Source organism: Chitinophaga filiformis, from assembly GCF_023100805.1.
Lineage (GTDB): Bacteria > Bacteroidota > Bacteroidia > Chitinophagales > Chitinophagaceae > Chitinophaga > Chitinophaga filiformis_B.
Genome location: NZ_CP095855.1, coordinates 2986041 through 2997889 on the forward strand (window position 1 = coordinate 2986041; position 11849 = coordinate 2997889).

Genomic DNA, 11849 nt, shown 5'->3' on the forward strand with positions numbered 1-11849 from the left:
TTTTTTGGCATGTAAGAAAAAGTACATATATTTGCGCCCCTTATCTATACACCTGGCCTCTATAGATGAAATAAACAACATTTGTAACCCAACGAAAAATCGCATTCAGCATTACAGCAATGGAAAGAAAATTGGTGTCCCCGGTTGTTATTGACGACATACAACCTATTGCCGGGGCAGACCTCATAGAAGTAGCCACCGTTAAGGGGTGGAAGCTGGTGGTCAAGAAAAATGAATTCAAAGTCGGCGATCATGCCGTGTATTGTGAAATAGATTCATTCCTGCCAGTCAGGGAAGAATTCGAATTCCTGCGGAAAAGTTCTTACCGGAAAATGGGAGAACAGGAAGGTTTCAGGCTGAAAACAATGAAGCTGCGGGGGCAGATCTCCCAGGGCTTATTGCTGCCTGTCAGCCTGCTGCAGGGATACACTTACCAGATCGGGGAAGATGTTTCTGCACGTTTAGGCATTATCAAATATGAACCGCCGATGCCGGCCGCATTGGGTGGTATTGCAAAGGGTTTATTCCCGTCTTTTATGCTTAAAACAGACGAAGAAAGGATACAGAACCTGAGTGGCCAGTATGAAGCGTTCAGGCAACATACTTTTTATGTAACGGAAAAGCTGGATGGTTCCTCCGTTACCTTTTACCTGAACGAAGGTGTGTTTGGCGTATGCTCGCGCAACCTCGATCTGGAGGAAACGGCAGATAACAGCTTCTGGAAAGTGGCAAGAGCGGAACGTATCGAAGAGAAGCTGGCGTCCCTAGGAAAGAATATCGCTATCCAGGGAGAACTGATCGGAGAAGGAGTACAGGGTAATGCCTACGGCCTCAGAGGACAGACAGTGCGATTTTTTAATGCCTTTGATATAGATCGCTATGAATACCTGGCCCTGGACGAATTTAAGGCGTTCATTGCATCGCTTGCATTGCAGACAGTACCTATACTGGACCTGCAGTATACCTTACCGGCATCACTGGATGAGCTGCTGACGATGGCCGATGGTGTGTCGGTGTTAAGTCCGCAGGGTAAAGCAGTGGAAAGGGAAGGATTAGTGATCCGTTCAACAGACAGAAAGATCTCATTTAAAGTGATATCAAATAAGTTCCTGCTGAACGAAAGGTGAGGAGATATCAAATATAAAGATAGCTCCGGGGAACGGCTTGGATCCCTGCCGGTATCTGAATAAACGGAGCATGTATCGCACAACTTTGATACATGCTCTTTTTATTAGCTGAATTTTTTGAAGAAGTAACCTACCGTGATACCTAAATAGCCGTTATAACTTTTGATGCTGTAGTTGCCTGTATTATTTGCTCCCAGGCTATAAATAACGTTGAAGAACAGGCCATTCTTCATTTCATAACCTCCGAGTAAGTTGATCCCTATATCATAAGGTTTTACATAAGTTACATTGGATGTAGTATAATTCGGATCGTATCCCGGATACTTACTTTTATATTTTATTACATTGTAATCACGAATATGCACCGGTACGTCCTGATCAACGTAGTGAACATCTACTCTTTCCCTGCCACTTATGCCACGGCCGATATAAGGACCTCCTCCCAGGATCAATTTACCATTACCGACCTTTGGTTTAAACAGGAAATGGGCTTGTAGTTCAAGATAGAGCAGGTGCCTTTTATATTCGTTTTGAGTATTAGGCGGTATATCGGAAGTATAGTCATAGTTATAACTCTTTTGATTAAATATCAATTGCGGTTGCAGATAAAAGTTCTTCCATAAACGCTGATCTGCTACCAGGCCGGCGCGCCATCCGGAACCCATGGATACCTTATAATCCAGAGCTTCCCAATTGATTTCAGGATAGACGAAGGATAAGTTATATCCGCCTGCAACACCTAAGGATGTCTGGGCATAGGCAGGCGCCAGGCCAATGGTCAGTAAAACAAGTAGTATGATCTTTTTCATGAATCCGGGTTATGTGAAATTGAGGTGGATGAGCCAGCAAACGCGAAATATTACATTCCTGTGAAATTGTAAGATCAATATTACGCTGTTAGCTAAATTTTCTTAGAAAGTAACCTGCAGTCAGACCGAAATAGGTATTTTTATTTTTGTAGTGCTTGTTAAAGCCGTTGTTATTTAATTCCAGGCTGTACACAACATTAAAAAAGAGACCGTTTTTCAATTCATAGCCTGCAAGCATATTGAATCCCATATCATAGGGTTTTATATGTACAATGTTGCCATAGACATAATCAGGGGCTTTACTCCTGTAGTTTACGACAGCGTAGTTAACGGATCGCGCCATGCTACCCATATTTGAATTGTAATAATCACTGTCCAGGATCTGTATGCCACTTATGCCACGGGCAATATAAGGACCTGCTCCGACAAGTATCTTACTATTGCCGATCTGTTGTTTAAACAGGAGATTGGCCTGTAATTCGAGATAGAGCAACCGTGTTTTGAGGTGAGTATTGCTATAACTAGGTGGTACATCCCATAGGTAGGTCGAATTGTAACCTTTTTCATTCAATAACAATTGTGGCTGAAGATAGAATTTCTTCCATAAACGTTTGTCTGCTACCAGTCCTGCGCGCCATCCTGATCTTGAGGATACATCATATCCCAATGCTTTCCATGTGGAATTGGGACGAATGGAATTCAAGTTATATCCTCCGATAATACCGACCGAGGTCTGGGCATAAGTTGGCGCCGTGCCAATTGCCAGTAGGGTGAATAATATGATCTTTTTCATAAAATGCCGGATGAGTTAAAACAAGGGAAGACCGGATGGAATGTGACTTTGTTGCAGCCCCGGCCATCCTATTTTAAGTTTTTGTTTTCGTTTGCCCCTGAAGCATACCTTTTCCATATCACCACAGCTGTAACAGCCCCGCCATTGGTGGTATTGGTTACCACGTACGTAAGCTGATCATTCTTAATGTTGAATGAACGTACCTGGGTAGTACCTTCCCAGTTGGGATAGAATGCATGTTCAATATTGAAGGTGATGGTATGCGCTTTATCATCGACAGTGTATTTGCCAAAGTGGGAATTACTTCCCTGTACCAACGCAGCATTTTCTTCTGTGGTTCCTTTATTTTTATCAGCGGCCGCAAATTTTGGGCGGGAAGGAATTGATCTCAGCATCTGCAGTGCATAATTGCCATTGTCGTCAAATATCAGCAGTCCTTTAGGATCAACACCATAGGGCTGTGTCTTACTGCCGTCAGGTAACTGGTTCTCTACGGCGACGAGCTCCCATGTACCCTTAATGGACTGTGCATGTATTATCGTAACGAAGAACATGAATAGAAATAGTGCGCATACTTTTTTCATATGAATGGTGATTTATGAATGTGTGAATGGAAAGTACAATATACTGATTCTATAATAGAGGAAGATATAAAAACAATCAGGAGAAGGATATGCTCCTCCTCCTGATATGCAACAATGCAGAACAGGATTACAAGGTGATCGTGACAGGTTTCACAATTACAAACGTTTCCCCTGTTACATAATGGAATGTCATGGTCACATTGAAGGTACCTGCCTGGGTATAAATGTGATTGGAAAGACCAGCGGTATTTAATGCCGGAGGGGTTCCATCGCCAAAGTCCCAGTCGACAGCACCGATAAGATCGTGCTCACCGGGGCCGGGTACAGATACAATGAATGAAACAAGTCTTGCGCCCGGATAAGGATTGCCTGCAGGACGGATGTAATAGATGAAATCAGGAGTAGGCAGGACATCTGCCGTGGATGCACTCAGCTTTGAAGCAGCATTACCGCCGGCTGGCTGAATGGAAGTGTTTGCGTACATGCTGATGCCTGCAAATACGAAAAGAGTGGCTAACAATGATCTTTTCATAGTAGAAGGGATTTGGGTAAACAAGAATAAAATATATCACAATGAAAGTAGAGCGTAAGGCATGATCCAAAATGTTAAAATACCACAGTTGAGTATATGTACTCAACAATATAAGCGCCGTTTGCCCGGGGCGAACGGCCTTGCTCAAAGATCGCTTATCAGATTTATCTCCTGCTTTCCACCGTATAAATAAAACTGTCGGACTTGTAATACCCTAAGTTCAGTTCTATGGGTTTTTCTGTCTGATCGTACACAAAACGTTTACGGAACAATATGGGACTGCCGGCATCAATTTCGAGTTTACCGGCAATGAAATTGTCTGCCGCTTTTGCACTGATCTCTTCTTTAGAAAGTGTGGCAATGACATTATAGTCCTGTTCCAGTATTTCGTATAAGGGGCGCTTGAAATCCTCCTCACCACTAAGGCCCATAGCCGGATGAAAATAAGATACGAAATATACGAACGGCCCTTCGGGACGTCCTCGCAGTCGCTCGAGTTTCAGCACCTTTTCCTCCGGTTTGATGCCAAAGAAATGTACGATCTCCTCGTTGGCCTTTACCCAGCTGATATGCAATTCGAAGTTCCTGATAGGAATACCCCTGGCCGCCATTTCCTGTGAGAAACTTTTCCAGTTCATGGATTTGGAACTGACGGTTTTTTCCGACACCCTGGTGCCGACCCCCTTCTTACGGATCAGTAATCCTTCGTATACGAGTTTATTCAGGGCCTGCCTGAGCGTAGTACGGGAGATCTCCAGTTGTTGGGACAACTCCACCTCATTGGGCAGGAACTTGCCATTCCTGAACTGCGGATCCTCAATCATTTTCCGCAATAGTTCCTCCGCCTGAATATGCAGGGGAACAGCACTGTTATGGTCGATAGAAAACTTCATATACTGAAAGAAAATGTCAAAAGTAATAGACTATACCCATAAAGACAGGAAAAAATATTTGCTTTCTATGATCAATGTCTATATGTTTGTACATATAAAAACGGTCGAAGTAGTTGAATTTACAAATAATTCAGGGAGGAAGCAACCAAATGAGCGGAAATGTATTAACATAATGTACATACATATAGTCGGACGATAAAACTATTCAACAGGAATATGACAAAATATTATCTGCTTTTGCTGGTATGGTGTTGCGTCCATACAACTGCAAAAGCGCAGGACAAAGAGCAGGCATTCACTTCAATAGAACTGAAACCTACTGTCGCTTATCTGAAGTACCAGGGCAGGGCCGCCAGGATGGTGCGCCTGCTGTTCCATGGCGGAAAGAATTACGCTGCCGCCACGGCGTTTATCAGCTTTAACGGGCTGCAGGACAGCATCAGGCTCGATGCCGGCGGAAATGGCATGGAGGTATATGAGCTTCCACTGCCAGGCGGCCCTGTACAGCAGGAAACACAGTTATATGTGAAGCTTGCCGCCGCGGGACGGGAATATACCGCCCGCTGCATGGTAGCGCCCGCGCCTGAGTGGAAGGTATACCTGCTGCCACACTCTCATGTGGATATCGGTTATACCAATGTGCAGGAGAAAGTGATGCGCCTGCATATGAATAATATCGATGAAGCTATTAAGATTGCCGAACGTACGCAGCATTACCCCGCAGATGCCCGTTATAAGTGGAATACAGAGGCTTTCTGGGTGGTGGATCACTATCTTGCTGCGGCAGACGAAGCAAAGAAAAACGCCTTCTGGAACGCTGTTAAAAAGGGCTGGATCAATATTGATGGCGCATATGCCAATATCAATACAAGTGTGACAGACTCCCGTCAGCTGATGCAGATGTTCCATACAGCGGTTAAAACAGCGAAAGCACAGGGACTAAGCATTAACACCATGTTCCAGGGCGATATACCCGGCGCTTCCTGGGGCCTCTCCAGTCAGTCGGCCATTACAGGCATCCGGTATTTCTGGGGCGCCCCCAATGCGGGCGACCGTATCGGCAACTCTCCCAAATGGCGCGACAGGCCCTTCTACTGGCAGTCGCCCGGTGGAGAGAAAATGCTCTACTGGCAAAGTGAACCTTACTCCATTGGTTATGCACTCAAAGGCAGTAAGATCCCTAACTTTTTTACCGTGGAAGACCCCGTGCCTTACTATACCGGCAAACCATCAGAGAACTTCCTCAACCCTTACCTGTTTGATTACCTCGCAGGACTGGAAAGGAAGAAGTTCCCTTACAACATGACCATCATGACATGGGCCATGAGCGATAATGCACCGATAGATCCGGAATTGCCCGATGCCGTGAAGGAATGGAATGAAAGGTTTGCTTCCCCCCGCCTGATCATTACCTCCGTAAAACAGTTCTTCGGAGATTTCGAAGCTGCTTACAGGGATAAGATCCCTGTTGTATCAGGCGACTATACCGAATTCTGGACAGATGGCATTGCTTCTGCTGCACGGGAGACAGGATATAACAGGAACGCTTCAGAAAGGCTGCAACAGGCTGATGCCATCTGGGCGCTGCGTAATAAGCAGGGCTATCCGGCAAAGGATTTTGATACTGCCTGGAATAATATCCTGCTGTTCAATGAACATACCTGGGGCGCTTACAACAGCATCTCCAATCCTGACGATCCTAAAGCCATTTCACAATGGGGATACAAGCGCTCCTTTGCATTGAAGGGCAAGGAACAATCTGCCGGTCTGCTTACCAAAGCGGCGGAGGGAGAGACGATTGCCAACGCGGTAGATGTATACAATACGATCGGAGCTACACGTTCCGAATTAGTGATCCTGTCTGCTGCACAAAGTGCAGCCGGCGACCTGGTGAAGGATGCGAATGGCAGGAATGTACCTTCCCAGCGATTGAGCACGGGTGAATTAGCTGTGCTGGTGCAACAGATCGCGCCTTTCTCCAAGCAACGTTTCACCATTCATGCAGGTAAGGCATTTACCAACATGAAGGCAAGCGTTACCACCACTACATTGCAGAATGGCTTATATAGAATAGTACTGGACGGGAAAACCGGCAATATCATCCGCCTGGAAAGAACGGGCATAGATCATAACCTGGCCGATTCAGGCGGCTTAAACCAATATTCTTACCTGCCTGGCGACTCTCTTGAAAAGATCCAATATGCAGGGCCGGCAAAGATCAGCATTAAAGAGAATGGTCCTCTCGTAGTAAGCCTGATCATCGAATCACCTGCTCCCGGTACAAACGCTTTAAGCAGTGAAATAAGACTGGTGGCGGGCGTAGACCGCGTGGAGATCATCAATACCATCGATAAGAAAGCCATCAGCGAAAAAGAAGGCGTACACTTCGCATTCCCTTTCAATGTAGCAGATGCACAGGTGAGATACAGCATCCCCTGGGGAAGCATTAACGTTGAAGCCGATCAGCTTCAATATGCCAACAGGAACTGGTATACTGTACAACGCTGGGTGGATGTATCCAACAAAGATTTCGGTGTTACCTGGTCAACACCTGATGCTCCCTTATTTGAAGTAGGTAGCGAGACAACAGCCGACCTGCTGGGTGGATTGTACGATTCTCCAAAGTGGATCAACTTCACAGAACAGCATCCTGCACTGTATTCATGGGTAATGAACAACCTGTGGCATACAAATTTCCGTCATGCACAGGAAGGCATTACTACATTCCGCTACTATCTGAAGGTACATAACGCTTATGATGCCTTTGCAGTGAATCAGACAGGACTGGCTAATCACCGCCCACTGATAGCTGCGCCTGCAGCAGGGAGCACCAGTGAATCCCTTTTCTTTAACATCGGATCTGATGCAGTATATATAGAAAGTATCAAACCGGCTGATGATGGAAAAGGAATAATACTGTGGCTGGTGAATGCATCGGCAACGGCGGCCCCTGTTACATTCACCGCAAAAGATAAAACAACCGGCCTGAATATATGGGAAAGTAACATGCTGGAAGAATATAAGCAGCAATTGAACAATAAAGTAACACTACCTGCAAAAGGCATTATGATGTTGCGTGTAGAAAAGAAATAACTGTAATAAGATTGGACATGTTGAATAAAACAAAGCCTGCTATCAGCGGTGTAAAAGAGAGCAATTATAATTGGCGTAGCAGCGGGCAGCAGCTGTTGCCGCTACAGCAGACAGCTGCTCCGGAAGCTTATAATATTTACCCGGCGCATGCTTTGGGAAGTGGTAAGATCAATGTCGGCTATGAAACGCTGGCTGCCTGGATCATTGCACAGCAACAGGTGCTGATAGATGGTTATACAGGCGTGCTGTGGAATGAGATACAGCATGCACTGGCCGAGATCTTCAGCAGGCAGTCATTAAAAGTGAAGTGGCATTTCACGGCAGATGCGCTGAAAGGAGAGGACATCATTGCGCAAATGGTCAGCCCTTTTGTTGGCGCAGCGGGAACGGTATGGGGCACACGCAGCTCCTTGCAGCTGAGCGACTTCTTCTACGAAGAAAAACTCGCAGCTATGCAGGCGGCAGGCGGATATGATCTGCATATCGTGATGGGTACAGGCGCAGGCCTGGTACAGGCAGATATTCCGCTTATCTATCTCGATATGCCCAAGAACGAGCTGCAATACCGTATGCGTGCAGGCGCCGTCACTAACCTGGGTAGCAGCAGAAAAGATACTGCAACAGAGATGTACAAACGCGCCTATTTCGTAGATTGGGTTGTGCTCAATAACTATAAACAGTCGCTGGTAAACAGGATCAACATATTTGCAGATACGCAGTGGGGGCGTACACTGACATGGATAAAAGCAAAAGACCTGCAGCTGGGCATTGAACAGATATGCCGGGATACTTTCCGTGTACGGCCCTGGTTTGAGCCCGGTGCATGGGGCGGTCAATGGATGAAAGAACATATTCCGCAGCTGCCACAGGAAGAGGTGAACCTTGCCTGGTCCTTTGAGATGATCGTACCGGAGAATGGCGTGCTCTTTGAAAGTGATACTTACCTTTTTGAAATTCCCTTTGAATGGCTGATGTTCCTGCAACATAATGCTGTGCTGGGAAAACATGCGGCTATCTTCCAATACGAATTCCCCATCCGTTTCGATTTCCTGGATACCTTTGACGGTGGCAACCTGTCTATCCAGTGTCATCCTGCATTGCCCTATATCAGGGAGCAGTTTGGCGAGACCATTACACAGGATGAAACGTATTACATCCTGGATTGTAAGGAAGATGCCAGTGTATACCTGGGCTTCACTGAAAATATTGATCCCCTGCAGTTCAGGGCTGCGCTGGAAAGCAGTCAGTCGGAGAACAGGCCGGTGCAGATCACTGACTATGTGCAGCAGCATAAGGCAAATAAACATGACCTGTTCCTGATCCCCAACTGCACGGTGCACAGCGCAGGTGCGAACAACCTGGTGCTGGAGATCAGCGCCACGCCCTACATCTTTACATTCAAGATGTACGACTGGCTGCGCCCCGGACTGGATGGAAAGCCAAGGCCGATCAATATTGATCATGCATTTAAGAACCTGGATTTCAGCAGGCAGGGCGCTGTGGTGAAGAAAGAGCTGATCTCGGCGCCTGTGCTGAAAGAAGAAGGCGCCGGCTGGCAGTTATGGCATCTGCCCACACATGAACAACATTTTTATGATGTACACCGCCTGGAAATAGATGACGCAGTTACCTTTGATACCGATGGCCTTTGCCTGGTGATGATGCTGGTGGAAGGATCGGTTATCGCGGTAAGAACGGCCAAGGGAAAGGAAACAATGTATCATTATGCAGAGACATTCGTGATCCCTGCAGCAGCAGAAAGTTACACCCTTATTAATAAAGGACCGGGAAAGGCAAAAGTGATAAAAGCCTTTATCAAACCAACACACCCGGTCTTCAGTACCATCAGTTATGAAAACAAGATCTGATTTTCTTCTCGTTATGACCACAGTGGTGGCCTCATTGGGAGGTTTCCTCTTTGGCTTTGATATGGCGGTGATCTCTGGTATACTGCCTTTTGTAAGACAACAATTTGCATTGTCTGCCTTACAGGAAGGATGGTTCGTATCATCTGCACTGGCAGGTTGCATTGTGGGCGTTATTATAGCTGGTAACCTGAGCGACCGCCTGGGCAGAAAGAAGCTGCTCTATATGGCTGCCTTGTTATTCTTACTGGCAGCATTGGGATGTGCTTTCTTCCACGATCTTTCCTGGATCATTTCAGCCCGTATTGGCGGTGGAGTGGCAGTTGGTATTGCTTCGAGCATCGTGCCCCTGTATCTGTCTGAAATTGCCCCGGACGATAAAAGAGGACGCCTGGTCACCTATTACCAGCTGGCTGTCACCATCGGCATCCTGGTAGCTTATTGCAGCAACGCGCAGTTGTTGTCGCATGCAGAGGCGCATCAGCATGATGCAGGCGGAGGACTGGCCCACTTCCTGTTTGTGCAGGAAGTATGGCGCGGCATGTTTGGTATTGGTATGCTGCCGGCTGCGCTATTCCTTTTCGGCCTGCTCTGGGTGCCTGAAAGCCCGCGCTGGCTGATGCAGCAGGGAAAGGCAACAGCTAAGGAAGGATACGGGCCCCTGTTCGGGCCTGCCATGCGCAGGGCTTTGCTGATAGGGATACTATTGCCGCTGTTCTCACAATTCAGTGGTATTAATGCCATCATCTATTACGGGCCTACTATCCTGAACAGTGCGGGTATTACATTGAGCAACTCATTCCTCAGCCAGATCATTTTCGGCGCTGCCAACGTGTTCTTTACCATCTTCGCTATCTGGAAAGTAGATAGCCTCGGCAGACGCCCGCTATACCTGTGGGGCACCGCAGGCGCTACTGTGAGCCTGATCATGACGGGTATCTGTTTTTATACCGGCGCCACAACAGGCATTGCTTTGCTCGTTTGTGTACTGGCTTTTCTCGCTTTCTTTGCATTTTCGATCGGACCACTGAAATTTGTGATCGCAGCAGAGATCTTTCCCGACAATATCCGGGCAAGGGCATTATCTTTAAGCATCATGGTAATGTGGGTGTCAGACACCATCGTCGGGCAGCTTACACCGGTATTGCTACGCAGCCTGGGTACTGCGCAGACCTTCTGGTTCTTTGCTGCATTCTGCCTTGGCGCATTCATCGCAGTATACCGGCTGTTGCCGGAAACGAAAGGACAATCTTTTGAACAGATAGAGCAATATTGGAAAAATACAACGAAACAAACAGCATGAAGGATACGCAGGTCTTAAGTGTGGATATAGGCGGCTCACATATTACAACCGCATTGGTAGATATGAATCGCAGAACTTTTCTGCCTCATTCCATCTATCGTGAACACATCGATTCACATGCCAGCGCGGAAGAGATCATCAGCAGATGGAGCTATGTGATGAAGAAAAGCATGCTGGCTGGCAGTGATGTGCATCGTATCGGGATTGCCATGCCCGGCCCTTTTGATTATGAAGAAGGGATCAGCCTTATCAAAGGACTGCATAAATATGAAGCCCTTTACGGCCTCAATGTGAAAGACCTGCTGCAGGAGCAGCTGGGCATAGACAAAAAGCATATCAGGATCATGAACGACGCATCCTGCTTCCTGCAGGGAGAACTGTTCAACGGTGCAGTGAAAGGGGAGAAGGACGTACTGGGATTAACGCTTGGTACAGGTTTCGGATCATCAGTGGCAGACAATGGCATCGCACAGGAAGGCAGCTTCTGGAAAACCCCCTTCCTCGATGCTACGGCAGAAGAATACTTTTCCACCCGCTGGTTCCTTCGCCGTTATGAAGAACTAAGCGGCGGGAGTATAAAAAGCGTAAAAGAGCTGGCGGCAATGGCGCAGCAATCATCCTATGCCTTTACGGTGTTCCAGGAGTTTGGTTATAACCTTGCCATGTTCCTGCTGGAGCAGCAGCCCATTCCTTCACTGGTAGTATTGGGCGGAAATATTGCCCAGGCATTTGACCTGTTCCGTTCCAACCTCGAGCATCATATGCAGGACACCCGTTTCGTTGTTTCGGAACTGGGAGAGGAGGCGATCCTCCTTGGGGCTGCCGGCTTCTGGGAAATACGAGAATAGCT

10 protein-coding genes are annotated in these 11849 nt (G+C 46.9%); 5 read left to right on the forward strand and 5 right to left on the reverse strand.

Going from position 1 to position 11849, the window contains the following annotated elements; genetic code table 11:
• Positions 1–119 precede the first annotated feature (119 nt).
• Positions 120–1127, forward strand: a complete 1008-nt coding sequence (locus MYF79_RS12000; RefSeq protein WP_247814098.1) for an RNA ligase (ATP) — start codon at positions 120–122, stop codon at positions 1125–1127.
• A 104-nt stretch (positions 1128–1231) separates the two neighbouring features.
• Here MYF79_RS12000 and MYF79_RS12005 read toward each other — a convergent pair whose 3' ends face one another.
• From MYF79_RS12005 to MYF79_RS12025, 5 genes are all read right to left on the reverse strand, one after another.
• Positions 1232–1936, reverse strand: a complete 705-nt coding sequence (locus MYF79_RS12005) for an outer membrane beta-barrel protein (protein WP_247814099.1) — start codon at positions 1934–1936, stop codon at positions 1232–1234.
• Positions 1937–2024: 88 nt separating this feature from the next.
• Entirely contained in the window at positions 2025–2729 is a 705-nt protein-coding gene (locus MYF79_RS12010; RefSeq protein WP_247814100.1) for an outer membrane beta-barrel protein, read from the reverse strand.
• A 68-nt stretch (positions 2730–2797) separates the two neighbouring features.
• Positions 2798–3313, reverse strand: coding sequence for a lipocalin-like domain-containing protein (locus MYF79_RS12015; RefSeq protein ID WP_247814101.1), 516 nt, complete (start codon positions 3311–3313; stop codon positions 2798–2800).
• A 127-nt stretch (positions 3314–3440) separates the two neighbouring features.
• On the reverse strand, positions 3441–3845 hold the full coding sequence (locus MYF79_RS12020) for a PKD domain-containing protein (protein ID WP_247814102.1): 405 nt from the start codon (positions 3843–3845) through the stop codon (positions 3441–3443).
• Between the two features lie 164 nt (positions 3846–4009).
• On the reverse strand, positions 4010–4738 hold the full coding sequence (locus MYF79_RS12025) for a GntR family transcriptional regulator (RefSeq protein WP_247814103.1): 729 nt from the start codon (positions 4736–4738) through the stop codon (positions 4010–4012).
• Positions 4739–4954: 216 nt separating this feature from the next.
• Here MYF79_RS12025 and MYF79_RS12030 point away from each other — a divergent pair, with 216 nt between their 5' ends.
• The 4 genes from MYF79_RS12030 to MYF79_RS12045 are packed head-to-tail and all read left to right on the forward strand — an operon-like array spanning position 4955 to position 11847.
• A complete protein-coding gene (locus tag MYF79_RS12030) occupies positions 4955–7831 on the forward strand; it encodes a glycoside hydrolase family 38 C-terminal domain-containing protein (RefSeq protein WP_247814104.1) in 2877 nt (958 codons plus the stop codon).
• 17 nt (positions 7832–7848) lie between these two features.
• Complete coding sequence (locus tag MYF79_RS12035) at positions 7849–9699, forward strand: class I mannose-6-phosphate isomerase (protein ID WP_247814105.1); 1851 nt, start codon at positions 7849–7851, stop codon at positions 9697–9699.
• Positions 9683–10999 carry an MFS transporter gene (locus MYF79_RS12040; RefSeq protein WP_247814106.1) on the forward strand — a complete coding sequence of 439 codons (1317 nt, stop codon included), beginning with the start codon at positions 9683–9685 and terminating at the stop codon, positions 10997–10999. The genes MYF79_RS12035 and MYF79_RS12040 overlap by 17 nt, the downstream gene beginning before the upstream one ends.
• Complete coding sequence (locus tag MYF79_RS12045) at positions 10996–11847, forward strand: ROK family protein (RefSeq protein ID WP_247814107.1); 852 nt, start codon at positions 10996–10998, stop codon at positions 11845–11847. The genes MYF79_RS12040 and MYF79_RS12045 overlap by 4 nt, the downstream gene beginning before the upstream one ends.
• Positions 11848–11849 lie beyond the last annotated feature (2 nt).

Bases quoted from the DNA above. Each gene is read 5' to 3' on its own strand.
- MYF79_RS12045 (WP_247814107.1), top strand. From the start codon at position 10,996: ATGAAGGATACGCAGGTCTTAAGTGTGGATATAGGCGGCTCACATATT.
- MYF79_RS12020 (WP_247814102.1), bottom strand. From the start codon at position 3,845: ATGAAAAGATCATTGTTAGCCACTCTTTTCGTATTTGCAGGCATCAGC.
- MYF79_RS12015 (WP_247814101.1), bottom strand. From the start codon at position 3,313: ATGAAAAAAGTATGCGCACTATTTCTATTCATGTTCTTCGTTACGATA.
- MYF79_RS12035 (WP_247814105.1), top strand. From the start codon at position 7,849: ATGTTGAATAAAACAAAGCCTGCTATCAGCGGTGTAAAAGAGAGCAAT.
- MYF79_RS12030 (WP_247814104.1), top strand. From the start codon at position 4,955: ATGACAAAATATTATCTGCTTTTGCTGGTATGGTGTTGCGTCCATACA.
- MYF79_RS12005 (WP_247814099.1), bottom strand. From the start codon at position 1,936: ATGAAAAAGATCATACTACTTGTTTTACTGACCATTGGCCTGGCGCCT.
- MYF79_RS12025 (WP_247814103.1), bottom strand. From the start codon at position 4,738: ATGAAGTTTTCTATCGACCATAACAGTGCTGTTCCCCTGCATATTCAG.
- MYF79_RS12040 (WP_247814106.1), top strand. From the start codon at position 9,683: ATGAAAACAAGATCTGATTTTCTTCTCGTTATGACCACAGTGGTGGCC.
- MYF79_RS12010 (WP_247814100.1), bottom strand. From the start codon at position 2,729: ATGAAAAAGATCATATTATTCACCCTACTGGCAATTGGCACGGCGCCA.
- MYF79_RS12000 (WP_247814098.1), top strand. From the start codon at position 120: ATGGAAAGAAAATTGGTGTCCCCGGTTGTTATTGACGACATACAACCT.